This is a genomic window from Cyclobacterium xiamenense (assembly GCF_009467825.1).
Lineage (GTDB): Bacteria > Bacteroidota > Bacteroidia > Cytophagales > Cyclobacteriaceae > Cyclobacterium > Cyclobacterium xiamenense.
The window spans coordinates 78,165-103,727 of record NZ_WIOK01000005.1 but is presented as its reverse complement, the minus strand read 5'-3'; the positions used below and the strand labels follow the sequence as shown (position 1 = coordinate 103,727).

Here is a 25,563-nt window from a genome sequence, read left to right as displayed (position 1 = left end):
AAATTAGTAGCAAAAAGAAATTTTTATTCGCAAAAAATCTATACCCATACTCGAAGCCCGGGGATTGCCGGAGGTGACACATTACCCGATCGGTTAGACTACCTTCAGCAGTATACAGCGGGACCAGAATTCCCTACCGAAGGGGAAGTTGACTCCAAAAACAAGTAGTTGGTTTACTAAAAAATCAATAAAAGTAGCTACGCGACGGTTACCGGCCAGGAACCTTTACCCCTCATTTAGCCATAAATTAGACGACCGGATTGTACCAAAATCCCACTTCCTAACAAAAAAGTTCTGCCCGGCTCTAAAAATCCTACCGGTAGGAAAAACCCCCAACTAACGCAACGGGCGAAACCTACCTGGGTTGTAGCTGAGATGAGGCAGGCACGAACCCGGAAATAGTGATTCACCGAAAAACAGGCAATTGGTAATCCGGTAGCTTGGAACCCGATGGGCGTTGCTTCATTAGGTGGAAAGAATCCCAGCAATGCGCAATTCCTCCTCGTCCACCTTTTTGTCGTCCACAATGGCTCGTTTTATCGGGGTAAAGACAATTTTGTTATTGATAATGCCGACCATCACATCGTATTTTCCGTGGAGCAGGCCTTCCACGGCCGAAACGCCCAGTTTACTGGCCAGTATTCGGTCAAAAGAAGACGGGGCCCCACCTCGCTGCAGGTGTCCCAGTATGGTAACCTTGATATCGTATCCGGGAAAAATCTTTTTCACTTTTTCGGCAATCTCCTGTGCTCCTCCACTCTTTCCGCCTTCGGCCACAATGACTACGTTGCTTTCCTTTTTTGCTTTTTCCCTAATTTTCAACCGATCAATCAATTTCTCCACCGGGAATTTTTTCTCGGGAATCAAAATGGCAGCCGCCGCACTACCGATACCTGCATTGATCGCAATAAAGCCGGCGTCCCTACCCATCACTTCCACAAAAAAGAGCCGGTCGTGGGAAGTAGCCGTATCCCGAATCTTGTCAATGGCTTCGATCGCCGTATTGCAGGCGGTATCAAAACCGATGGTCAGGTCGGTTCCAAAAAGATCGTTGTCGATGGTCCCCGGCAGGCCGATAGCGGGAATGCCAAATTCCTTGTAAAACAAATGTGCACCGGTCAGGGATCCATCGCCGCCAATTACCACAAGGGCCTGAATCCCGTGGCTTTTTAGGTTTTCGTAGGCCTTTTTCCTGCCCTCTTCCGTACGGAATTCTTCACTTCTCGCGGATTTAAGGAAGGTCCCCCCGCGCTCCAGCACGTGCGCGATCGAACGGCTGTCGAGCTTGCGGATATCGTTATTGATCATTCCTTCGTATCCCCTGTAAATGCCGAATACGTCGAGTTTGTAATAAAATCCTGCCCGAACCACGGCCCGGATGGCTGCATTCATTCCAGGAGCATCGCCTCCGGAAGTAAGTACCCCAATTTTTTTTATGGATAAAGGTTGGTCTAGCATGTGTCGTTTGCTGTGGTCGTTTCTTATTTCAACTGTTTGAACATCAGTTCAGCGGCCGCCAAATTGGTGGCCAGGGGTACGTTGTGCACGTCACAAATCCGCATGAGCATCTGCACATCGGGTTCGTGGGGATGCTTACCCAGGGGGTCTCGGAAGAATATTACCATATCCAGCTCTTTCTGGGCGACCATTGCGCCTATCTGAGCATCCCCGCCCAGTGGACCGGAAAGTAATTTTTGTACGTCAAAACCTGCTTTTTCTATGTGCATAACGGTGGTGCCGGTGGCTACAAGGGATACCCCCTCCAGTGCCTCCTTGGATCCACTTAGAAAGTGAACCATGTCTGCCTTTTTCCCATCATGGGCAATCAATGCTACTTTCATGTCAACTGAAATTTGAAATCCTCCATTTCTACTGTTACTGGAACCCCAGCGCCTCACCATTCAACCCCGCTGCATCGCTGGCCAAAAATTTTATCTACTTCTAATCGGCTAAAAAATAAATTACCTGCCTTTCCCATTCTTCCTCCAGGCTTCCGGAGGGCTGGGGTTTGCCAGCCTTTCGGTACCAATAGGCCGCATTGGAAAGATCTCCTTCCCGGCGGTGCAGGTAGGCGTGCAAAAAGGCCGCATCGGTACCCCCCAGCGAATCAATCAGCCCATGAGCCCGGTCCCAATCACCCCGTTTCTCCAACCACAAGGCCTGCAGAAAAACCGATAGGCCCTCAGGCATTGTACCGCGTTGAATGCTTTCTTTAAAATCTGACAGGTTCATAGGTGGCGCTCTTTAAGCGAGTCCAAAATAAATACATAAACCTTAAGCCGACAAATATTCCCGTTATTTTTCAATGGAAAGTTTAGGAGCGGCATCTGTTCCCGGAAACAGCCGCGTTGATGCATGCAGCATCAACCAAAGGCGCGATGGAGAACGGTAAACGAACCAGTACCCCTATTGCTAACGGAAATCGAAAAGCGCCGGCCATGTTCTGGAGAAATAAGTTTGGAATTAGCTGAAAATAGCCTGCTCCTGGAAGCGAAACAGGTATACCCAAAAGGTGGGGGGGGGGGGGAGACGCGTTGAAAAAAAGTTAGCGCCAGGGTTAAGCGGGAAATTGCCGGGAAATTATTTTGTATGCAAACGGCATACAATTAAACTTCCGAGCGGTCAATATGGGCCAGGGAGCCCATGGAATGGCTTTCCATGGAATACCGTTCCCGGTAGGTAGAAAAATGTTCCAGGACGATTTTGACTTCTTCCAGGCTTTGATCGGGGTGTTGGGCAAGGTTGTGGGGATGCCACCACAGGTGATACATTTCACCCTTTCTGGCAGCAGAAAGCATTTCCTCGTTTATCCGGCGCAGCTTCATCCGGTTTAGCCAGGAAATCCGATCCTGGTAGGGTCTAAAAAAGCGGGAAGCAGGAAGGAGTGTCGGAAATCCTGCCGCAGGAGCTACCGGCAAAAACGATGTTTTTTTGCCCAAAGGCAGCAGGGAATCCGATGCCCGAAATCCTTTTTTTACCCATCCATCTACCTCCGGTCGCTCCCAAAACCAATCCTCGGGATTGGTTCGCACCACCCGAAACCCCGTTTCCCGGGCAATTTTCAGCGCATCGGGATGGTATTGGTTGCGAGGAAAGACCAGGGATTGAAGATCCAGGCCAAACTTCTCCGCTGCAATGTGCCTGGCAGCTTGCAAATCCGCGCGGAATTCATCCGTGTGCTGACCCGGTACCCGGGTGTAGTAATGCGAAAACGTATGACTCCCTAGTTCCTGCCCCGGGGTTCGGATAATTTCCTGAATTAAATCGGGGGCAAAAAGGCAGTTTGGGTCCAAATGGGACGTCCTAAACCAACGGTAGGCAGAAAAAGCCTCTTGGTAAAATCCGGGAGTAAGCGATGGACTAAACTGCTCCCATTCCTCAACATCCCGGGCCATCAACATGCCTACAGTGGCCCAGGTGGCTTTTATTTGATACTGTTCAAAAAGCGCCAGCAGCCGTGGTATTACTTCCCGAGTTCGGTAATAATACGCCTCATTTCCTTTCAGCGGAACCTTATCAAAACGGCCCCAGTGGAGTTCAAAATCCAACGAAATGATTAATCCTGCCTGCCTCATGTTGAAAAAGTCCTGTTGGACCAATAGTAAGCGATTCGTTCGTAAAAGAAACACAGCACCAGCAAGCTGTAAATGCTTTTCATGCGCATGAGTATGCCCAGGTTGGTTAAGGTAAAGGCAAATAACAGGGAAAGCAGCAAGCCATATACCAGCGAAATTCGGTAAAACACCGGCACGGGCAAACGTCCTTTCGTACGGAACCAGGCCCATCCTCCCCCAAGCATTCCCAGTAAAAGCACGGTATTTTCTAGCGAAGCAGCAAGGGTCCAAAAACCGGCTGCTTCCCAAATGAATGGTCTGAATAACACCGTTGCCAGTTTCTCAACCAGGGAATAGTCGGACATGGGTACACTACTAGTTCCGCCAAATGACGCCAGGTACTGCTGCTGCCAGTGAAGCAGTTCGCCAATCCAGCGGAGGTGAAATCCATACACCAGGGAACCCTGTATCCAGCGGTACACCCCAATCCCTAGAATCAACGCTGCAGCCAAGGGCACCAGGTACCGGCGGTGTTGCCGAAGTGCCGGATGAAAAGGCAGCACTCCGAAAACAGATACACAAAGAACCAATCCCTGAATAGGCCGAACCATCAGGGAAAGCAGCAGTCCCAGCACCAGGTAGCCCCACTTGTGGGAAATCGCATCGGCACCTACCAGCACCAGGATCAACCCCAGCCACAAAAAGGCCTCTTTTCCCACCCCTGCTGTCCAGAAATGAGCGTTTGGCAAAAACAACAACAGCATGCCGGCAATGCCGATACGAGCCGAGGGCACTGGTAGAAACCGATCGGCTATCCACTCGGCCAGCAGCAGGAACCCAACGAAGGAAAGCATCGCGTAACCCACCGTTCCCGAAAGGAAGCCGAGTGCGAAACCCTGGGAGAAAGGGTAGTTGACCCATTGTAAAAAGGCCGTTCCCAGGCCCCAGTGAGCCAACCAGCCCGCTGCCTGTTCTAGGGGAAGACTACGCAGTTCCCAGTAACGCAGGCTGTCTCCCCCCTGATGCATTAGGTAGCGATAATATACATACGCGATGACCAGGTGATACCCCCACAAAGCAAACAGGAAAGCCCGGAGTTGCCTGAGATGGTTCTTTTTCGCAGCGCGCCGGTGAATCCAAAGGAAAACCCAGACAAGCACAATCCCAATAAAAAGCACATCAGGTAGGAACATCGAAGTTAGCAATGTTGCAGGGCGTGCATGTAGTCTTCAAGGCTTTGTTGCAGGCCAAAGTACCGTTCTCCCACCGCACGTATATCCTTCGTTGACAGGGTCTTGGTTTGGTCAAGCCAGGTTTGGAACCCGGTCGTGTTATTGCGGTAAACAAAGCAGGCCTTTTCTCTGGCCAGCAAATCCGACAAGTCTCCAATTCCCTCCGAAAGGAGTACCGGCAGGCCCGAAAGTAGGTATTCCCCGATCTTGATCGGAGCCAATCCTGCCAGACTAGGGGCCTGTTTTCTCAGGCTGATGCCCAAGTCTGCCGCGGCATAATAGTCCGGAACCCGGGAAAAGGGCACGGTTTCTATAAGAACCAATTGCTTCAGGTGTTCAGGAATACTTGTGCGAAGGGACTCCCTGTTTCGGACCAGAAACAAAAATCGGTGAAGGGGGTTTTCCTGGTAGCAGGACCAAAACAACTGCAGCATTTCCGGTACCAGGTACTGAGGACCGATACTGCCGGAATACAGCCAAAGCCGGGTACTGTCCGAAATGCCCAATTCCTGCCGGATGACGTTTCGGATGGCAGGATTGGGCCGGAAAACCGCCGGGTTCCGCCCATTACACACCCGGTAAAACTTCCCCCCCTGCCCTTCTCCACTCCGTTGCAGGTGGATGGCGATTGCTTTTTCGGAACGGGTCAACACCCGGTTGGCTTGCCGCACCATGCGGGATTCCACCTGCTTCAGCCAGCGGCAGTGCAAACTTCCGGATTTCAGTCCGGCAAAATCGATTCGCTCCTGTATGGGAAAGCCATCCGCATCGAAAACGACCGGCAAGGCACGGGCTTGCAGCCAGTGAGTAAGGCGCAGCACCATCCAGGCAGGAAGCGTGGACCGGGGCATGAGGCAATCTATGTTGTGGGATGCCAGGTAGTCCTTGATCTTCCGACTACCGGTGCTCAGCGTTCGTAGCGATCCTACTGTTGGCGTTGGCCGGCGGGAAACCGGAACCTGGGTGTACCGAATGCCGGAGGCTTCCGCCAAAAGGCGAATACGGTCCACTTCCGTAGCCGCTGCCCAGGAGAATTGCATGACGTGAAATTGCCAGGTAGTCGTTTGCTGCAGGCCCTGGAATATCGGAAAAAACAGGTTTTCCAGGTAGTTGGTCTGATCGGAATCCCAGGAAATAAACAAGATATTCATGAACCACGCTGGTTTTGTCGTTGCCTGGCAGGGAAGGTGCTGATAGGAAAGCCGTTAGGCATTTTCAGGCTTTTGATTTTCTGGTATATGCAGCAAGCGATGCATGACGCTGAAATTGTGTTGCTGGGTATAGCGTTCCCTAACCACCTGGTAGCCCTTCTCACCCATTGCCTTTCGCAGGCCACAATCGTGTATCAGCAGGCTCAATGCATCTACCCATTCGTCTTCAGATTGTGCCAGAAAGCCGTTGACGCCGTGCCTCACGACTTCTGCATTCATACCCACCGGCGAGGCCACCACTGGCAGTCCACAGGCCATGTATTGAATCAGTTTGTAGGCGCATTTGCCCCGTTCCCAGGGATCGTCCGGCAGTGGCATGATGCCTACATCCAGGCGCAAAAGGGCAGCTGCCTCTCCCGCTTCGGTCCAGGGAATCGTTTGGACATTCCCCGGAAAGGGAGGCTTGCTTTTCTCATTGATAAGCAGCAATACCAGGTCAAATTTCCGATGCAAGCGTTCCCATACCGGTACCAGGGCGTTCAGGTACTTTCGGGTGCTGGGCGAGCCAATCCAGCCGATCGTAAGTGTCGCCTTTTGTTCGTGAACTTTTTTTTGGTAGCGTTTCGGATCGATCACGGTGGGCAGTTGTACCACCTGTTTTGCACCGGCCGCCTCCGCCCGCTGCATCAGGTAGGCGCTTCCTGCCGTAACAAGATCTGCCCACTGCATGACCCGATCAATTTTCTTTGGCATTAAACGGGAAACCAGGCTGTATTTTCCCCGATCGTAGTTGTGAAACACGGCATCGTCGTAGTCGACCCAATATCCTTTTAGTCGGGAGAGCATCCACTCCGGAAAGGCCGGCAAATAGGGAAACAGTTCTTTTTCTATACAAATGAGGTCGTACTTTCCTGCCGACAGCAGGATTTTCAGCCGGCGCCAGTAGCAGCCAAGCACGTGGAGGTAGCTTGGTTTTTTGTTGGCATAGATGGCATTCAGGTAGGTATCGGTAAAAAAGGGGCAAACGGTGTAGCCAACTCCCTGGGCTGACCAAAGGGGTAAAAACTGATAGGTCCGTAAGCGGCTGCTCGCTCCTTTTCTGGGGTATTTGGGAAGGAAAAGGATTTTTTTTTTGCCCGGCTCAGTCATGATCGGAAAGCGCCTGTTTTTGTTCAATAATGGCCTGCCTGCGCTGGAAGAACCGCTGCCGATCCACTGCGCGCAGGTAGCGTTGCTTTTTGTTGTGTGCGATCAGAAAGAAGCAAAAAAGCAAAAAGTAAATCATGGTCATATTTTTCATGCGCATGATTGCTCCCAAATTTCCCAGACTATTGGCGAAAGCCAGGCTCGTTGGAATAAACACGATGATCCCGGTTTTTAAAAAAACCGGCATGTCACGCAACGCTTCGGGACTCCAATTTCGATAAATAAAAAAACTAAGGTATAAATACAGGGCATTTTCAAAGGAACTCAAGATTGCCATGACATTGTGCGCATCAAAAAAGATCGGGCGAAACATAAACGTAAAAATCCGCATCGGTATCGAATACGATGCAACATCTATACCTGAATGACCCGAAGCCAACAATCCCGCCGTCTTCGAGGCGAGTGAACCCAGTTCTTCCAATGAAAATTCCTCCAGCTTTAAAAAACTTAAGGTTGTCGCACTCAAGTAGATGCTCCCAAATAAGGCAAGTATACCCAAGACAATTTTATATTCCTTCCTAATTTCAGACCCGAACAAAATCGAAATCGCTGCACCCGCGATCAATGCCTGACCCATGTGAGGCCTTGCCATGTAAACGAAAAACAAGGCAAGCAACCCCTGCCACCACCTTTTTCTATACGCCTGAACTGCGTAAACAAACCAGGCAATCCCCCAGAAACATATCGAATCCTTGCCCACTCCTGCCGTCCAAAAATGCATGTTTGGAAAGTAAAAAATAATCGGGAACAAGGAAATAGTTAAAACCTTATGGTTGTAGGGGAAATAAACTGCGGTCATTACGAACAAGTACCTGATCCCGATGAACCCTAAAGCGCCAAACAGAATATTTCCAGTCAGGTAGCTCAAACCAAGCACCCTACTCGGTAGGTAGGTCAACCATAAAATAAACGTAGTACTCGTCCCAAAATAACGCCCCCAGTATACATCGCCTCTAATCAATATTTGCTCCATGGTAAAATACCAATATCCCTGAGAGTCTCCACCGAAATTAAGAATATACCAGGTGAAAAATAAGGAGAAGAAAAGGTGATACACTAGCAAATAATGCAGGTGTAGCTGGTATTTCCAAGGCAACCTAAACTTCTTGGAGATGCTCTCATTCGACTTGAATAAGGCCAGAAGCAAGATTACGATGACAATGATATCTAACAAAAGAATAGCGTTTAAATTATTCCTTTTTCCCGAAGTAACCGATGATACAGGTTATCCAAATTTTTGGCATACAAGTCACTGCTGTAGTTTTCCATCGCTATCCTGTAGCCATTTTCCCCAAATTCTTTTCTTAATTCGGGGCTTTCAAACAGCACTTTTAGTTTTGACGCCAGTTCGTGGAAACACGCTGGAGGAACTAGAAAACCACTTTTACCATCCACTACAATGTCTTTCAATCCTCCAACCCTGCTACCGACGACCGGTAGCCTGTGAAGCATGGCCTCTACCGCTACCAATCCAAAGCCCTCCTGAAGGGAAGGAACACAAAAAATATCCATAATCGAATAGAAGCGGTTTGGATCTTCCTGGTACCCGACAAAATGCACCCGCTGCTCCATACCCAGTTTTTGCGTCCTTGCCTTTAATTTCTCTAAATCCGGCCCATTCCCCACCAATACCAATTTGAGCGTTGGGATGTTCAACAAATGCAGGGCATCGATGATATCAGAAAATCGTTTCACGCGATCGTAAACCCTACCAACTGCTCCCACAACTACCTCCCCTTCTTTGATACCAAACGTATCTTTGAGTAATTTACGTACCTCCGCCTTTGCCTTACCGGGAATGTCCAATCCATTCGGAATACACGTCAACTTGGATTCCCGTACGTTTACCTGCTTTCTCAAATAATCCATCACCGCAGGTGAAATACCAATGACTCCTTCCGCGAACCGACTGTAAAACGAGAGAAGTCGATTGGCCCGCCTTGAACGTGTGATCGGGTCAGAGGTTTCTTCCAAAATAGCAATGGGCACCCCACCGATTACCTTCCCAACAAATGCCATGGAGTTTCCTTCGAAAACCGCTCCATGAATAATATGCGGCTTAAATTCCCGTATTACCCGTAAAAGCTTTTTGTATTTTCGGATTTCCAGCGGGTGCTTAAAGGTTCCGACCGGGATTATTTCGATACCTAAGCGTGTTAAATCCGAAAGGATTTTACCCTTTGCCTGGGTACAAACAATTTTCAACTCATAGGTTTCCTTATCCATTTTGTTGGCATAGTTGAGCCGGACTCGCTCCACACCTCCAGAGGAAATCGTTTCAATACAGTGCAATAGCCGAATTTTTTCCATTGGTTCTCTCAGAAACAACACCAACCAAACCCTCGAGAAATGAATTTCTGTTTAGCGCATGGACGCAACTTCGAAAAAAAGATTGCATTGGATTATGTTGGACAAATACCAGAATTACTGGCAAATGCGCCAATATCGCTAACCCCTGGTATATACCTCTTCCAAACGCTTGATGTAATTTTCCACGGAATACTTGCTCCCCGATTGTTTCGCACGCTCCCCCATCATTGCTCGTTCCCGCCCGGATGTCAACAATACCTCAAGCATCTTTCTTTTGATATCCTGCGAGTCCCGAGGATCAATTAAATGACCCGTTACGCCATCTTCAACGATCTCGGCAGGCCCGCCCTGGTTTGTGACGATACAGGGCAAGCTGCTGAGCATCGCTTCCACCAATGAAATGGAAAAACCTTCGGAAAATGAGGGCAAAACAAAGCAATCTGCTTGCTTTAAAAATGAACCCACGCCGGATTGAAATCCCCAGAAAACAACATATTCGTTTATAGACAAATCCTCACAAAGCGATTCCAACCGAGCCCTATCCGCACCGTCCCCAACAATCCAAAGCCTTGGTTCGAATCCCTGATTTTCTCCAAGAAGACTGGAAAAAACCAGGATCAATGTATCTAAATTCTTAATCGGAACGAGCCGACAAACGGTAATAAAGACGAATTCATTGGAGAGATTTCGATCAGATTTCCTCACATTTTGGGAAATACCGTCTCTGGGAAACCTCTCGTTACCGATTTTGGAGCGGAAGTTCGGGCCTACGTCGGTACGTGCATCTTTGCCCAAACTTGTTGCTTGCAACTCAACCGGATTATTTACCACCACCACCTTAGCTTCTTCGACTTCTCCCAAAGCGACGATCCTGGATTTAACCGAATAGGAAATGGCAATCACCCGATCTGCCAAACCGTATACCAGCTTAAACAATCTTCGCCACTTCCAATCGTGATTTGGAAAGCCAATCTCCTCACCAATACATACCGATACACCCGCTAATTTTGCGGCAATCAAGCCATGAAAATTAGCTTCCGCTGCAGACGTATGTACCACATCCGGACGAATCTCCCGAATCAGACGATACAACCTAAGAATTAGCCTAAAATTGGGAATCCTTATTCGCTCATGAAAATGATACACCTCCACTCCGGATTGCAAGAGATCCTTTGAAACGATTCCTTCGTTTCCAAGAACCAATACACGTAGGGAGTGCGAAGTGAAGTCACGAAAACCAGACGCGGTGTGTACGATCCGCTGTTCAACGCCTCCAAAATCCAGATTTGGTACGATTCTAACGATGTTCAAAGGCTACAAATCGCTTTAATCCGATCCTTGGATGCTTGCCAGGAGTAATACGAAGAAATGATTTGCCGGTTCCTTTCCTTTTGATCATGTTCTAAAGGAATTTCTATCAGGCTTGGGTTGTCTTCTAAATCCTCAATGGTATACACCGACATATTTAGCTCCCGCAGAAAGGCGTAAACCGGGTTATCTTTGTATAAAAAAAGCTTGGAACCAGCGTAAAGAAGTGCATAGATATTACCCATGGCCTGTTGTCTCAAGTGGCCCATGATGGTGAATTCACATTGCGTGACCTTGGTAAAATAAGCTCTCCGCGGCAAAAACTCGGTTATACACTCAGCTTGATTCGAAAAATGCTGCTCACAATACCTCACGATATGATTTCGGTAATTTTGATCCCCGTAGTTTAGCGGGAGAATGATTTTTTGAGCAACTCGCAGCTTTTTTAATAGCTTTAAAATATCAAGATGGTTGCCAGCATAGGTTGCACTGTTGTTCACCAGTATGTGGCTTTTTTGTTTGGTCGGAGCATAATCGGCAAACAAATAATCCAAATCACCAAAGGTGAAGCCGACGTTTGTCAAGTTGGAAAACGAATGGGTTTCTGCGACCATATCAAATTCATTGGGAATAATCGGGCTAAAATAGTCCAATGTTAGAATGGCTCGCCGAACCCAAAGGTTGTAATAGGTAAACTGGTAGACTTTCAATCCCAAATTTTTTACCAAATTTCGCCGGTAATGCTGGTTAAAAATTTTCTCCGTCTCTTCCCGATACAATGATCGGTAGTAGGGAGGCCGAAGCAGGTAATAATAATAGTCTGATCCATAGCCAATCCAAAGCTTCTTAAACCTACGCTTCCGGTGCTTTACTAAAAAATCAATGGAATGCCGATGTAGGTAATAAAAAATAAACAAGTCGCTTTCCCTAGGAATAACCTCATCCAAAAACCGCTTTTTGGGAATAAATTCAATCCTCGGATCATCCAGGTAACCGGAGGTATTCGAATCACTCACCATTAGAAAAATATTTTTGGAAGGATTAACTTTTTCAAAAGCATCGATGACCCAATCCGAAAATTTTTCATCATTTAGAATGTGGATGATCACGAATAGAAAAATTTATACTCCCGAAACATAGCGTTCACGCCATAAAAAGAATGTATACCAATTTGCTTGACCACTTCAGAATAATTCGAAAAATGAGGATGTCTCTTCCGAAACATCTCCACGAGCAAGATCAACCGCGCCTTAGCTTGGTGAAAACTGTAACCAGCCGTATTCGACGAACTCAACCGCAAATGACCCTTTCTAACGAAATAGACGACTTCGGTAAGATTGAAAATTTCGTGGGGCCCAACAGTTAACAAGTACCTACCGTGCAGCAGCCATTCCTGTGAATTGTTCAAATTCGCGCGAAACGGATCACCGTCGAAAACAGCTCTATTCCACAAGATCCCCCCGATAGGCCACCGAATCTTACTTCTAATATGGTCAGAAAAATAATCGTCAGAAGTAGTACTTCTGGACCACAATCCCTGCATAGAAGAGCGGGTATTAAAAAAAATGGATCCATAACCCAAACACAACTTAGTTCCAGGGTTCGTTTTAAAAATTTCTACTTGACTACGTAGCGCATCCTCCGCTAATAAATCATCAGAATCGACCCATTTTACAAGTTCGCCTGAGGAAACCCTGAATCCGAGATTTCTGCAGGAATTTGGCCCTTTGGGTACGCGAGATGGTCTTTGAAAAAAGCGTATTCGGTCGTCCCTATCGCAATAAACGCCGACGACAGAATCCGTTCCATCGGAAGACCCATCGTCAACAACAATCAATTCCCAATCGGTATACGTCTGATGAATAATACTCTCGATCGTTTCACGGATGAGCGCGCTACGATTATAGGTTGGGACGATGATGGACACTTTCATACCCGCTGCAACCAATAGGTAACGCGTTTAAATAAAAGTCCTATTTTCAACCGCCTGCGAATGCTTTTAACAACACCAGGTTTTCGTTCTTTCTTTGCCTGTAGCTCCTGAATAACGGATTCAAATTCACTCGAATACCTAAACCCATGAAATACATTCAGATGTGTTAAAATCCGAATCTTTAAGGATACATTGTCCCGATTGTAAGCGTCCGAATTGGTAATGCCGGTATCATGAACCCGGTAGGTGCTCATGCATCGATCAATCCTTTTAAATGGACCATATGCGGACAAAATTGAAGCCAGGGCAAAATCTCCGCTGAGCATGGTTCCGTACCAGTTCGGGAAAACCAACGCTTCCCTTCGAAAGAAAAGTGATGAGGTATGCATCAATGACTTCTCAGAAATTAAATCTTTCGTAGCTAAAATGGGCGCAACCGCACTGCCGTACTCACCGGTTAAATAGGGCTTACCCTCGTAATGAACGGCTACTCGATGAAAAGATCCAGCTAGTTCCGGATTTTCCTCCAACAAAACTGCCTGGCTGGCTAATTTTTCAGCATCCGTCCAAAAATCGTCCCCCTCGCAGATGGCAATGTATTTTCCAGTGCACTTTTTTAGCGCAAATATAAAGTTCGCGATAACTCCGAGATTCTGCGATTGGTAGTAAACCTCAACGTCCATTTTTGAACCGAGACTCCCAGACATTTTTTGGATGATTTGAGCTGTACGATCCGATGAGCAGTCGTCGGAAATAACCAGCTGCACGTTGAACGCTACCTGCTGCCTTAAAATACCGTCCAGGGCAGCTTCAATAAACTTTTCGTGATTGTAGGAAATCACACAGACACTTACCAATGGCACATCTTCTGACCGATTTGCCATCATTTTAAGTAGTTTACGTGTTTCATGAAAAAGATTCTCAGCGCATGCCTATTGATAAGCGAGAGGTACATATTTTTCAAATAAAACCTAAGCGCAACGGAATAGTCACCCTGTTTTAACGCAAAAATTATGATGGAATTAACAAACACAGCCATGGTTGCGATCCCCCGTCGATCCTTAAAATACGCATAGATTTTGGCATACGTATGGTAACTCATTTTTGATCGCGCGTATGCATCCTTCATGCTCCATATGCCTCCGTGATGAATCGAATGAACGGCTCCGGAAATATCGGCGTGAAAATACACATCGCCGCCTCGGGCGACGAACAAAAACAAAAACGTATCACAATTCGTGATTTCAAAAAATTCCTTCGGCAGCTTATTACCAATGGTATTTCTAAAAAAAGTAGTAAGCGTAGGAATGGTATACTGCCCGGTTAGTAAGGCACCAAAATCCAAATTCCGCCTGGTAGGCGGGGAAGGTATCACGCGTTCGTTACGTCCGTCTGCAGACACCGTACGTGCACAGTGAAAACTCATGACAAATCGGGGGTTATTTTCCAAAAAATCGAATTGCCTTTGAATCTTTGAAGTATCTGTCCACCAGTCATCTCCCTCGCAAATCGCAATATACTCGCCATTGCACGCGTACAATGCATTCACAAAATTTCGATTGACGCCAACATTTCGCTGGTTTCGAAGAAAACGGACTTGAATCGTACCCGTATATTTTAAGATTTCCTCCTGAATTAGTTCCGCTGTGCCGTCCGTGGAACAATCATCCGCAATCACCAGCTCCAGGGGGAAGTTAACCCTTTGACTGAAAACCCCCTGCAAGGCTTTTCTAATATATCCGGCATGATTGTAGGTAATCATGCAAACACTTACCCTACTTGTAGCCATTATCGATGGGTTCGATTTTACCCACAACCCTGCCCGGTACGCCAACCACTTTGCAAAAATCCGGTATATCACGCGTTACAACCGAACCCGCGCCAACGACCACATGATCGCCGATGGTAACATTTGGCAGAACGACCGCTCGGCTTCCTACAAATGAGAAATTACCAATGGTTGCCCTCCCGAGGATAATTGCGCCAGGGCTTATTTCGGAAAATTTCCCAATAATTGCCTCATGGTGCACCTGTGCACCTACATTTACCAGCGATGCTGTACCAATAGCCACCGAGGACCCGATATAGGCAAAATGCATGATATCACAGTTTTGGCATTGACTACGGTCACTTAGAACAGTTTGCTGACCGAGGATACCTCGGTACCGCCCACCGAGACCGGATAAAAACCCATGCAATGCATGCCTTATTTTGGGCGTTCCAACACCTAAAACGAAAGTAAATTCCGACTGAAAATTCGCCTGAATTTCGGCCGCTGATTTCAATACCGGACGGTTACGAAGCGAAAGCAGGTTCTCTCGCACGTCATCAAAGAAAAAAAGTGACGAGTCCGGGTGCGTAACAAGCAACGCATCGTAGACTTCCAGGGCGTGCCCCCCAGCACCAGCGATAATCATCCTAGGTACCATTTAGATGCGAATGGCGCCTTTAATAAATAAGAACTCATTTGATTCGTACACGCTTTGTGCAGTTTCAGATTGATACCATCTCTGCGGCTGAATAATCACGCGGTGCTCATAGTCGTTTAAATACGCTGCCCACCAGCTGAATGTGCTATTGGAAATAATTTGGTGTTTGCAACATCTCATCAAATCAAATTCATGGTAGTCTTCCAAAGATTCTTCATCACTAACCAGGGTGTATGCTTGATCAATAGAGAAACATCCATTTACCCAATCCGGATCGTCAGAAAAAACGAAAAAGTAAGGGTTACCTACTTTTCGTCTAATTTCCTCGATTGCGTCTATATAATATTGGATTGGTAAAACACCGAATATACTATTATATTGCCTATCCGATACATAATCCCCTCTCCGAATGTGAATAGCTACCGCTTCGGAACCCAGAATTCGCTCCTTAAAGGTCACATAAGAAACGTTAAAAAAAATCTCCTTAACAGTACACTTCGCAACAAGTTCACCACGGATTTCTTCGAAGTACCTATTAAACGACCAGTACCCTATCAAAATTAAGTTATCGGTCCCGCTTAACTCCAGCGGCCGCCATATCGGATCCCTGATTACTTTGTGGTAAAAATTAGATTGAAATAATCTTGAAATGGAATAAACGAAATTGGAGGAAAGAAACCACAATGCAAATTTCGATATAGAATTATAGTTAAGATTGAAGTAATTTAGTCTTAATATTCTATTGCCCTGTTTGAAGAGACTACTATCGAAAAGGAGCGGAGTATTCTTTTTCCTGGATAGGCTCAACCCCATCGCATATTGGAATAGTTGATTTCCTAAACCACTCTTCAGCCTGACGATGATCAACGAATTTTCACCTTTAAGTAGTGGGAATGAAAAAAGATTGAGTTTATAAAGGTATCAGAATGGTGTGTATAACCATTATCCTTTAAATATTCGATTAATTCCAGATTCTTCTGCCATTCGCTATCGTCAAGTTTCCTAATAGTCTCCACACAAATGACCTTCGGCAAACCAAATTGACTACTTACTGAAAAAATAGACTTCAAAATCTCCTCGTCCATACCTTCCGTATCCAAACTTAAAAAATCTGGTATTGCTGAATATTGATGACGGAAAAGGACGTTTGCAATGGTTTCCACCTTTACCCTTTCCGTAGCTACCACACCACCTTGAATATTCGCTACTTCACTGTCAAACGTATTCAACATGGAATTTCCGAAAATATAAAAATCTTTTATTCCTTTTTCACATCCGATACCGCAATGTACATTGATATCCTTTCTCCGCTTTTTATTGAACAATTTAATGGACTCCCTATTGGGATCGATATTTATACCGCGACACCCATTCCGATAAAGCTTGAAGGTATTGTTAAATAAAATCGGGTCATTTGCACCAATATCTAAAAAGCTAGGTTTCTCAATTTTTAGTAAATTTTTAAATACAAAGTCGACAATCAGATCTTCACCGCATTGAGAATAACTTGACTTTCCCCTTACAAGAATACTATTAAAAACGAACATTAGCTTAAAAGTATGGTTTTAAACAATTCTATTCTTGGAGTTATTTGATTTCGAAACGAATAATCATTTTTTACTTTTTCTCTACCATTTAGAGCAATCTTCTTTAGTTTCTCCCTATTGTTTATGTATAAAATAATCTTATTACAACTATTATCTAAATCCCCATCCAATTTACAAAAGTTGTACCCATCTATCCATCCAGTCGAATGCGATTCTTCTAAAAAATCCGTTAAAAAAAGACCATTTATAAAATACCCTGCTATCACACATGTACCCAAAGGAAAACCATCGAAACTTCCCGGTTTTAAAACAAAAGGTTTATTTGGTGAAATTATCATATGGGTCTCATTTAGAACAGCCGGGAATTGATCCTCATTTAACCTACCATGAAAGAAATAGTATGATTGGTCTGTTTGACTATCCAAATCTGATTCGTCAAAATTTCCAATTATTTCGAAACAGATATCGTATCCTTTTCTGATTAAAATTTTAGAAATATTAATAAAAAAATCAAATCCTTTGTCCTTTCCTCCTGCCATATTCTTTTGTGCCATGAATAGAATTTTCAGCTTGCCCGAAAACTCTTTGAGAAAATTTACTTTATCCAAATAAACAGTATCATTAAAAGGAACCCCCGGTATCAAAAATATGCTCTCTTTCTTAATAGTAAAATTCGATTCAATATAATTTCTTGTTGCGTATTGATTTACAATCACTCCTTTAAAATTAGAAAGTGAAAAAATCTCATGTAAATTTTTATCTACAATTGGATTATTAAATAAAAAACCACCACCCGGATAAAGAGTAAAAATAAAAGGTGTCTTGCTTTTTCTTAGAAAAGAAAGGTTTGCTAATAGATTATCGTAAAACAAACAATAAAATAATTTTGTATTATATCCATTGAATAGTCTTTTTACGTGTAATTTCTTATGCAAACTGGGATAACCTTCAACTAATTCATTTCTTGAATGTGAAATAGTGGCTTCGTTAGAAAACTTTTTAAATCCAGTTAGACTGCATACAATTTTCGAGTTATCAATCGATTTTACTAACCATTCAAACTCAAAATTTCTCCAGGGAGAAAACGATAAAGGTAGAATGTTATCAAAAATAATTAAATCATATTTTTTGTTTAATAGGTGATAAAAAAAATAATTTAATATTTTCTTTTTTATAATTGAATAAAAATAAAACAAAGACATGGACTCAAAAATTGATTTCAATTAAGCTACTGGCTACAACTAACCGATTACTTGGGGACAGTTTTAAAGTTTATTTTTCTAATTTAGCACATAGATTTTCGATCCTCAGACGGTACCCGCTACGCTAACACCGCGTTTTCTAAAAATCTACGCGCAACGAAAATCACGTCAATCTGGCGTAAACTACCATCTCCCGCATAGGATGGATTGTAAACATCATAGAGGGAATAGTCCAAATCTGCCAAATAGCCAAGTATATCCTGAAATTTCGCTTGCTGTTTATACGTAGGTTTTAACAGTACTTCTAAGTAAATAATTTTAACTTTTCGGTGTTTCAGCGCATCAAAAGCTCCTTTCAAAATCAGAAATTCAGCACCTTGCGCATCAATTTTCAGTAGGTGAACCCGATCAATATTTTCGGCACGAGAAAAATCATCAAATGAGTAACAATGCACCAACGCGTCTTTACGGTGCTCCAGGTTCGATGTAGGCCAATTTATTTCTGTTTCCGCGTCCAATGCCAATAGTGAGTTTGTTCGCAAATTTTTATTTACATAAAAATTTGCTGTCTCACTTTTCTCGGCCAATGCCGCGTTGTAGGTCCTTATTTTTGTATCCGTTCGAAATCTATCTTTTAAAATTGAATACGTTTCTTCGAAGGGTTCAAGGCAATAAATGGTAGAATTCGGAAATAGCTCCCGGTACAGTTCAGTAATATCCCCAATAAATGCACCAACGTCGATGATTACTGGGCATTCTATACCACGCAACAACCTTCGTTTGACCTCAAATAGATTCTTTCGTAAAAACTGCTCGTTTTTGTTGGAAAGAATTTCAAATCCGAACGTCGAAAATATTCTTTTTATTTTTCTCCTAAAATTCACTGACCTAATTCGCTTTTTTGTGCTGCGTTTGATAACAATCACTTTAGCGGGCATATCAACCCGCTACATTACGCCTATCGGGTGTGCGCTCGAAGATTTCAAATCACCTCTCTCAATTATTGCTAATGAAGCCGCAGCATTTATACTTTTTACGTAAACATCAAGAGAACAAACCTACGTTCCAATACCCTTAACAAGGCTTTTGCAGACAAGGTCCTTCTAAGCCATTTCAGCATAGCATTTCCCTGATGAATAGCGATGGCTCAGCGTCGAAAAATGGTCATTTCTGAAGCGTATCCGTACGGATGCGTCCAAACCCATTAAACCAGTGCGTGTTCCTGAACGGTCACGCTACCATTTTTTAACGAAACCACCTTATTACAATTCTCGATCGTTTTTACCCGGTGTGTGGCAATAATCATCGTCAAAGATCCTTTTAGGAACTCGATGTTTTTTTGAATCAACGACTCCGCTTCAAAATCCAACGAAGAAGTCGCCTCATCCATTAAAAGGATGGCAATATCCTTGTACAGTTCTCGTGCGATTGCAATCCGCTGCCTTTGACCGCCGCTTACCATGATTCCATTGTTCCCCATTCTCGTGTCTTCCTGAAGTTCCAGACCGAAGACGAACTCATCGATCAACGCCCTTCGGCATGCCTGATTGAATTTACGTAAATTTTCTTCTGTTTTCTCGGCCCAAAAGGTCACGTTATTAAAAATCGTATCATCGAAAATAACCGGCTCCTGTGTGATGTAGCCAATATGGGAATTGAAGGTAGAAATATCAAAATCGCTTAACCTTTGGCCATCCAGCAGTATCTCACCTTCATCCGGTCGAATCAACCCGGAAATCATATTCATCAAGGTAGACTTTCCACTTCCACTCGGACCAAGTATCGCAACGTTATCAAATTTTTTGATGGAAAAACTGAGATCTCTTAAGATCGTTCTTCCGTTAAATTGAATGGTGACATTTTTGAAATCGATACTTTTCTCAAATTTTTCAAAAACCAACGCTCCTCTTCGCTCCGCACCCTCCAATAGCTCCTGATTAAATGCCTTCATATTTTTCAGGGAACCGTAGGTGGCCATATAAGTATTCCAATAATTCTGAAGATTCATCAAATGGGTCAATGCCCGGTAAAAAAACAGCAGACTTAATACAATCAAACTTAATTGACCGCCAAAAATTTCGACTTCGATGACAATCACGATAAATATCACCGTAACTACCAAGGGCTCCCTTAATGCATTGATTATGGCATTTAATTCACCAATCTTTTTCTGATAAACCTCGATGTCGGTAATTTTACTAATTAATCTTCTTTTATACCGATTAATCAAACCAGAAGCTTTGAGGTATTTAAAGGAGGCAACATGCTGAATCAGTAAGCCTTGAAACTCACTGTTTGACTCGGTAAATGCCACTGAATACTTCTTCGTTTTGCTATAAATCACTTTGTAAATAAAGTTGGTACACAATCCACCCACTACCACCAATAGCGTAAACTGAAAATCTACCGTAAACGCTAAAACGATGTACACCATTACCACTAAAACACCATGAATCGTCTGAAAATAAGCTGTATAGGCCGTGAGGACCCTGTGAACTTCCCCGGTCACCGTATTTTGTATTTTACCGCTATCTGCCTCTACGAACGACCGATAACTTAATTGACTCAAGAGTTCAACATGAGACAGCCTTAGGCTGGTAATGAACTGTCTTTGGAGTATGGTTTTATAGATGCCTTCTCCGTATTTTACCAAACCCTTGACAACAAAAAAGAATAGCATGATAGACAATACGCCCAGAAGGTTCATGGGGATGCGAAGCGTTTCCATCCAGCTTAGAATAAAACTTAACTTGCCTAAACCTGCTATTTCCTCATTGCTGCCAAGGCTTTTCATTAGCGGTAGGAACATCGCTATGCCAAAACCATCCAGGATAGCCACTAAAATATTCAACACAAAAGAAATAATCAGCTTATTTCCTAAATAGCCGTAGAAATAGCTAAAATCTGATACATTTTTATTTAGTATTCTCTTTAAACTGCTCATTCCCCGGTAGATTTTTCTCTTTTACCCAACTAACCCATGCGGAAACTAAGATCGACCGAATGCTGAACCAATGCTCGCATGTAATGGCTAGTCGAAAAATTGTAGCTATTTTTTTGTCTTAGTACCGGTTTAACCCCATTTTATTATTAGGTGTGGTCCTCTATTGAACCAATTTAACTGACTGATTTATAAGTTATTCTGAACTCTCAGTAATAACCTCGCAACCATTCGTTGCTCTTCCTTTGTCAACGAATGGTACAGGGGTAAACAAATAACCCGCTCAGAAATGCGATCCGAAACAGGGCAAATTCCCTCGTTGAACCCAATATTATTCAATGCGGGATAAAAATACCTTCTACTTCCGATACCATTTTCCTCCAACAGGTGCATGCATTTTTTTAACAAAATCACGTCATTGAATATAATCGGAAAATACGCGTAATTGTAGTTCTCTAGTTGACTGGTCTCGGGATACCTCACCTGTAAGCCCTTCAATAGCTCTTTGTAGTAGACAAACTGGTTTTGCCTTTTCTTCCGAATTTCGTCCAAATAAGGAATAACCGCCAGCCCCATTCCTGCATGAAATTCCGAATTCTTTCCATTGATGCCAATCCCATTGAATTTTTCAAATCCATCGTGCCCGAAATTTCTTAAATAGGCCATCTTTTTTAGGATTTCCGGACATTTGGTTATTACTGCCCCTCCCTCAATGGTGTGGAAGAGTTTGGTCGCGTGAAAACTACAGGTGGAGATATCCCCGTATTCAAAAATCGATTTGCCATTTACCTGCACACCAAACGCATGTGCCCCATCGTAGATGACTTTCAGCCCATGCGCATCTGCTATCTGCTGTATGCGTTCAACTTCGCATGGAATTCCGTACACGTGAGTCGCTAAAATCGCCGAAGTATTGGGAGTAATCGCGGCCTCTATCAAATCGGGGTCCATGGTCAATCTATCCTCTAAAATATCCACAAATACGGGCGTGCATCCCTCCCAGATAATCGAGGTGGTCGTAGCCACGTAGGAAAAAGGAGTGGTGATAATTTCACCCCGAAGTCCGAGGGCTTTAATCGCCAACTGAAGGGCAATGGTACCGTTCGACACAAAAAGCAAATGGTCCAGGTTCAGGTGTTCCTTAAGCTGGAGTTCCAGTTCATTGACAAGCGGACCGTTATTGGTTAGCCAGTTTCTTTCCCAGATACCATCCAGGTATCGGTTGTACGCCTCCCGCGGAGGCAAAAATGGTTTGGTAACGGGAATCATCGTTCGTTTATCATTTTAGGTACGCTCAAACGTGCACAGGCATCAACTTTTCGGTATACTTCCGCAAACGAGGCGATACATTTTCGGCAGGTTCTTCATGAGCCTTTGCATTAAAAATCAGTGCAATCGCACGAAATTTTCACCGTACATAGCTGCTGGATTTTGGCAACATATAACCTATTCGGGTAAGGTAAAACTAGCGGAAATCATGCTGCATCCGGGCCGATCAACTACCAAACCGGGATGGACCCTGCACTAAACCGAGGGGCAAATTGCCACTCGCTTTCCTGCACAAGTCCTTCCTCACATTGCTTCGTGTACATCCCCTTTCCAGCCCGCATACACCCTTTCAAACTCCTTTACCATACGTACCCCGTGTTCCGCAAGCAGATCGGGGGAGGAAAATTCGTCTACAAACCTGCCCAGAAATTGCCCCATACGCCCGGGGTGCTGCCGGCCAATGTCCTCGGTCAGATGCCGCACCTTGTGCCGGGGCAGGATTTCTACAAAGCCGGCAGCCAGGGCGGTAGGGATGATCATGTGCGAACCGTGTACCCCCATCACCAGATGACTCTGCCGGTAAATTTCGTTCCAGCCTCGCTCCACTTCCAGATCAATCTGCTCCACCCGCTCGTCCGTCCAGCCTGCAGGAAGCCTACCCTGCTTGCCCAGGCCGGTGAGGTAAAAACGGGTCTCCGGAAGGGCTTCGCGGAGCGTTTGCCTCAGCCGTCCCAACAACCTGCCCTGCCGGTAGCACAGGATGCCGTGCACCCAGGACTGCAAACCAAACTTGATGGATGCCTTGTCGACCAGGGCAAGAAGCCGGCTATTCAACCAAAAGCGGTCGGAACGCCAGACAAAGGTTAGCTGCAAGGGGACCCGCATAAAGTCCTCCAGATCAAAGGGCCTGGCCTGCAGGATTTCTCCAAGATCCAACGCCGCTGGGTTTGGATGTACCGGAACCCGACTCAAGGCCACCGAACGAAACCGCGCAAACTGTTTCCTTACCCAGGCATCCAGTCCGTTTACGCCCTTGTGCAGCTCCTCCAAGGGCAGGTCTACCGACCAAATCTCCACCGTCGGATCGGTCAGCAGCCAGTGAAAACGGGAAGGCAACAGCACCGCCAGGGTTTTGGCTGGAAATTTCTTTTGTAGCAAATACACGTTCCAGAGTTTGGTAAACACGTGCCCAAAACACCCGTCCAGGCAGTTGACCACTACCAGGTCTCCCCCGGGATTTGCCTGCAACAGTTGCATACCGGCCGCTACAGCAGTAGCCTCACGCACGGAACGAATCAGCGGCAGGGCCATCCAGGAACCTTCCTTTCTGTCAAAGCGGGTAAATCTTCCATCCCGGCTAAAAGCAACGGGAAAAAGGGCGGCATGACCAATGGGCAAGGTCGCATAAAACGCCAACCCACAATCGGTACAGGCATGTTCTCCCAACACATGAGGCCCCTGAAAAAAGAGCGCTGTACCCGGCATTTCCTTTCCCGCACAGCGGGGACAGTCGGCGGTAATCGGATCGCTTTGCGGATACAGCTCAATCACTCCTTACCATTTTCGGATTCCCCACCGGTTTAGCAAGTAGGCCAGCAGCGTCTTTCGACGAGACCAGGCAGCCGCCCGGCTTTCTACCAGGGAATAGGGCAAGTCGGGCTGAAAAACCAAGGCTGCATAAGACAAATTCGAAGGGGATAGGATTAGCTCCTGGCAAAAAGAAAGCGACAGACAATCCAAAAGTGCTTGTTCGCCTAATAAAAGACCAGTTTTTCCACTCCTATGATCGTGTACAGCTTGCTTGTCGTTAGATCGGTAAAAGTCATGTGCCAGTACCTTCTCTGGATACAACCGCTTCAGTGCATCCAGAAAAACCGCATCATCCGTTGCCACAAACAAGCGGTCAAATTCCTGTATTTTTTTCTTAATTTTCCTCAGAAATACCTCCTCATCAACCGAAGGAACCTCCAAATAGTGATCCGTTCGCCGGGCATGTAGTCCTAAAACCCGGAAAGGTTTGAATTTTTCCTTTAGGGCTGCAATTTTTTCAGTCAGATTTTTCTGAAAGCGTATTTCAGACCGCAAGGTTTGATGCAGACTTCTTAGGAAACCCCGATGCCAAATTCTAAGTGGGTAGGTTTCGTACCTAAGGTTATAGACAGGAGAGCGATCTGGAGAAAGCGCTTGGGGTACCATCAATTCCTCCCAAAAATTGGTAGGAATTTCCTCCCCGGCATTGCTATAGGGATAAGTAGCGTTTGAAAAATCTACCTTGTATGGCAAACCGTATTTTATCGCGAAGGTCATTCCGTTAAGCGCTTGTATAAAAAGCGAGAAAAAACCTCTCATGCATCTACCATCCGGATGATCGTTGCAGTAAAATTCATCCTTAAAACAAGTAATGTGGTAGTAAGAGTCTTCCCTACGAAGTTGCGTTAGTCGTTCCCTATCCGGGGTGGATCGTTTGGGCATTTACCGGGGCGTTGTACGTTCTGCTTCGGCCAATTGCTTCCAGGCTGCGGTGGGTACCCGGTATTGTACCTGAGGGAAGGGCTCGGCGCCAAAGCTTTGTTTCCACCGAAAAAGAGACCGATTGATCGCACCGCCCTTTGGCTGATGAGAATGGCCAAAGTCCAGGTAGCGTTTTTTTCCGGCTACCTCGGTAGCCAGGTGGTATACGAGTAAATCCAGCGCATGCAACTCCCTGCCCCGGGCATTGCTTGCCAGATACTGGGTGTGCAGGCAGGTAGGTGTTTCGTACACCGTGGAGCCAGCCACCGGAGTTTCCGCTTCAAATACGGTGTATTGGTAAATTGAATCCGGATGCATGGACTTCAAGTAACGCATTTCTTCCCGGGTATGGGTGGGTTTCCTGCCGTAGCGTAGCAGCAGGTTGGGTACCAGGAGGGCATCCCAAAACTCGCCTACATCTTCCTGCAATCGTATTTCCAGGCCGGATTTGCCCGCCCGGCTAACGGTAGCTTTCCGCCCCTTGTGGGCCAGGACGAGCGGCAACGCAATGGCCTGGGTTAATTTCATATCGATTGTCTCCGCTCCGGCCAGGTACATCAGGTAGGGAAGCGGGTCTGCGCATTCGCTTGCATACACGATCGGTGTCGGGTGGAGGACAAGTGCCGACACTCCCTGCTCCGAATAGTACTGCAGCAGGTGCCGGTAAAGCTGCATGGTTTGGTGAAACGAGCAGCTACGGTGAACAAGCCCCGCGTAGCTAAGCCCTCGGTGGGAATACACCTCGTTTCCTTCCCGGTGTGCGGGAAAAACCGCCAGGGGATGGTTCCTGGAAAAAACAAGTACCGATACGTCCCGAAAACGCTCCTCGTGGTATTCCAGGTACGATCGCCGATGCAGGAGGGTTGCGTTTGGAGCCGCAACCAGCACCTCCTGCCATGCGCTGGCAAACCGGGGGGAGTAGGGAACTACCTGCAGTCCTGTATCGGTATGTGTGATCAAGTAAGCGATG

The 25,563-nt window shown here is 45.6% G+C and carries 24 protein-coding genes; all 24 read right to left on the bottom strand.

Annotated elements, in window-relative coordinates; translation table 11 throughout:
* Nucleotides 1–465: 465 nt before the first annotated feature.
* Nucleotides 466–1,458, bottom strand: a complete 993-nt coding sequence (gene pfkA, locus GCU44_RS05305; protein WP_154854791.1) for a 6-phosphofructokinase — start codon at nucleotides 1,456–1,458, stop codon at nucleotides 466–468.
* A 23-nt stretch (nucleotides 1,459–1,481) separates the two neighbouring features.
* The gene (locus GCU44_RS05300; RefSeq protein WP_154854788.1) at nucleotides 1,482–1,841 is read right to left on the bottom strand and encodes a methylglyoxal synthase; all 360 of its coding nucleotides are present in this window, start codon (nucleotides 1,839–1,841) and stop codon (nucleotides 1,482–1,484) included.
* Nucleotides 1,842–1,941: 100 nt separating this feature from the next.
* On the bottom strand, nucleotides 1,942–2,232 hold the full coding sequence (locus GCU44_RS05295; protein WP_092177123.1) for a hypothetical protein: 291 nt from the start codon (nucleotides 2,230–2,232) through the stop codon (nucleotides 1,942–1,944).
* Nucleotides 2,233–2,606: 374 nt separating this feature from the next.
* Nucleotides 2,607–3,575, bottom strand: a complete 969-nt coding sequence (locus GCU44_RS05290; protein ID WP_154854785.1) for a polysaccharide deacetylase family protein — start codon at nucleotides 3,573–3,575, stop codon at nucleotides 2,607–2,609.
* Complete coding sequence (locus tag GCU44_RS05285) at nucleotides 3,572–4,747, bottom strand: hypothetical protein (protein WP_154854782.1); 1,176 nt, start codon at nucleotides 4,745–4,747, stop codon at nucleotides 3,572–3,574. Before GCU44_RS05285 ends, GCU44_RS05290 begins: the two co-directional genes overlap by 4 nt.
* A 5-nt stretch (nucleotides 4,748–4,752) precedes the next feature.
* On the bottom strand, nucleotides 4,753–5,937 hold the full coding sequence (locus tag GCU44_RS05280) for a glycosyltransferase family protein (protein ID WP_154854779.1): 1,185 nt from the start codon (nucleotides 5,935–5,937) through the stop codon (nucleotides 4,753–4,755).
* Nucleotides 5,938–5,991: 54 nt separating this feature from the next.
* Nucleotides 5,992–7,086 (bottom strand): glycosyltransferase family 4 protein, encoded by a 1,095-nt coding sequence (locus GCU44_RS05275; RefSeq protein ID WP_154854776.1) that lies wholly within the window; start codon nucleotides 7,084–7,086, stop codon nucleotides 5,992–5,994.
* Nucleotides 7,079–8,317 carry a hypothetical protein gene (locus GCU44_RS05270; RefSeq protein WP_241684844.1) on the bottom strand — a complete coding sequence of 413 codons (1,239 nt, stop codon included), beginning with the start codon at nucleotides 8,315–8,317 and terminating at the stop codon, nucleotides 7,079–7,081. The genes GCU44_RS05275 and GCU44_RS05270 overlap by 8 nt, the downstream gene beginning before the upstream one ends.
* A gap of 11 nt (nucleotides 8,318–8,328) precedes the next feature.
* Nucleotides 8,329–9,453: a glycosyltransferase family 4 protein gene (locus tag GCU44_RS05265; RefSeq protein WP_154854773.1), complete on the bottom strand. Its 1,125-nt coding sequence runs from the start codon at nucleotides 9,451–9,453 to the stop codon at nucleotides 8,329–8,331.
* A gap of 138 nt (nucleotides 9,454–9,591) precedes the next feature.
* On the bottom strand, nucleotides 9,592–10,764 hold the full coding sequence (locus tag GCU44_RS05260; RefSeq protein WP_154854770.1) for a glycosyltransferase: 1,173 nt from the start codon (nucleotides 10,762–10,764) through the stop codon (nucleotides 9,592–9,594).
* A complete protein-coding gene (locus tag GCU44_RS05255) occupies nucleotides 10,761–11,870 on the bottom strand; it encodes a TDP-N-acetylfucosamine:lipid II N-acetylfucosaminyltransferase (protein ID WP_154854767.1) in 1,110 nt (369 codons plus the stop codon). Before GCU44_RS05255 ends, GCU44_RS05260 begins: the two co-directional genes overlap by 4 nt.
* On the bottom strand, nucleotides 11,867–12,694 hold the full coding sequence (locus tag GCU44_RS23455; protein WP_161993895.1) for a glycosyltransferase family 2 protein: 828 nt from the start codon (nucleotides 12,692–12,694) through the stop codon (nucleotides 11,867–11,869). The genes GCU44_RS05255 and GCU44_RS23455 overlap by 4 nt, the downstream gene beginning before the upstream one ends.
* Nucleotides 12,691–13,581: a glycosyltransferase family 2 protein gene (locus tag GCU44_RS05245; RefSeq protein WP_154854761.1), complete on the bottom strand. Its 891-nt coding sequence runs from the start codon at nucleotides 13,579–13,581 to the stop codon at nucleotides 12,691–12,693. The genes GCU44_RS23455 and GCU44_RS05245 overlap by 4 nt, the downstream gene beginning before the upstream one ends.
* On the bottom strand, nucleotides 13,578–14,483 hold the full coding sequence (locus GCU44_RS05240) for a glycosyltransferase (RefSeq protein ID WP_154854758.1): 906 nt from the start codon (nucleotides 14,481–14,483) through the stop codon (nucleotides 13,578–13,580). Before GCU44_RS05240 ends, GCU44_RS05245 begins: the two co-directional genes overlap by 4 nt.
* Nucleotides 14,470–15,111, bottom strand: coding sequence for an acetyltransferase (locus GCU44_RS05235; protein WP_161993894.1), 642 nt, complete (start codon nucleotides 15,109–15,111; stop codon nucleotides 14,470–14,472). The genes GCU44_RS05240 and GCU44_RS05235 overlap by 14 nt, the downstream gene beginning before the upstream one ends.
* Nucleotides 15,112–15,123: 12 nt before the next feature.
* Nucleotides 15,124–15,936 (bottom strand): alpha-1,2-fucosyltransferase, encoded by an 813-nt coding sequence (locus GCU44_RS05230; protein ID WP_241684853.1) that lies wholly within the window; start codon nucleotides 15,934–15,936, stop codon nucleotides 15,124–15,126.
* A gap of 50 nt (nucleotides 15,937–15,986) precedes the next feature.
* Nucleotides 15,987–16,670 carry an FkbM family methyltransferase gene (locus GCU44_RS05225; RefSeq protein ID WP_154854749.1) on the bottom strand — a complete coding sequence of 228 codons (684 nt, stop codon included), beginning with the start codon at nucleotides 16,668–16,670 and terminating at the stop codon, nucleotides 15,987–15,989.
* Nucleotides 16,670–17,872 (bottom strand): glycosyltransferase family protein, encoded by a 1,203-nt coding sequence (locus tag GCU44_RS05220; RefSeq protein WP_154854746.1) that lies wholly within the window; start codon nucleotides 17,870–17,872, stop codon nucleotides 16,670–16,672. Before GCU44_RS05220 ends, GCU44_RS05225 begins: the two co-directional genes overlap by 1 nt.
* A gap of 119 nt (nucleotides 17,873–17,991) precedes the next feature.
* Nucleotides 17,992–18,810, bottom strand: coding sequence for an FkbM family methyltransferase (locus GCU44_RS05215; protein WP_154854743.1), 819 nt, complete (start codon nucleotides 18,808–18,810; stop codon nucleotides 17,992–17,994).
* A gap of 266 nt (nucleotides 18,811–19,076) precedes the next feature.
* Nucleotides 19,077–20,816: an ABC transporter ATP-binding protein gene (locus tag GCU44_RS05210; protein ID WP_154854740.1), complete on the bottom strand. Its 1,740-nt coding sequence runs from the start codon at nucleotides 20,814–20,816 to the stop codon at nucleotides 19,077–19,079.
* Between the two features lie 186 nt (nucleotides 20,817–21,002).
* Nucleotides 21,003–22,082, bottom strand: coding sequence for a DegT/DnrJ/EryC1/StrS family aminotransferase (locus GCU44_RS05205; RefSeq protein WP_154854737.1), 1,080 nt, complete (start codon nucleotides 22,080–22,082; stop codon nucleotides 21,003–21,005).
* Nucleotides 22,083–22,385: 303 nt separating this feature from the next.
* Nucleotides 22,386–23,633: a hypothetical protein gene (locus GCU44_RS05200; RefSeq protein WP_154854734.1), complete on the bottom strand. Its 1,248-nt coding sequence runs from the start codon at nucleotides 23,631–23,633 to the stop codon at nucleotides 22,386–22,388.
* Nucleotides 23,634–23,636: 3 nt separating this feature from the next.
* Nucleotides 23,637–24,554 carry an O-fucosyltransferase family protein gene (locus GCU44_RS05195; RefSeq protein WP_154854731.1) on the bottom strand — a complete coding sequence of 306 codons (918 nt, stop codon included), beginning with the start codon at nucleotides 24,552–24,554 and terminating at the stop codon, nucleotides 23,637–23,639.
* Entirely contained in the window at nucleotides 24,555–25,553 is a 999-nt protein-coding gene (locus GCU44_RS05190) for a hypothetical protein (RefSeq protein WP_154854729.1), read from the bottom strand.
* Nucleotides 25,554–25,563: the final 10 nt, after the last annotated feature.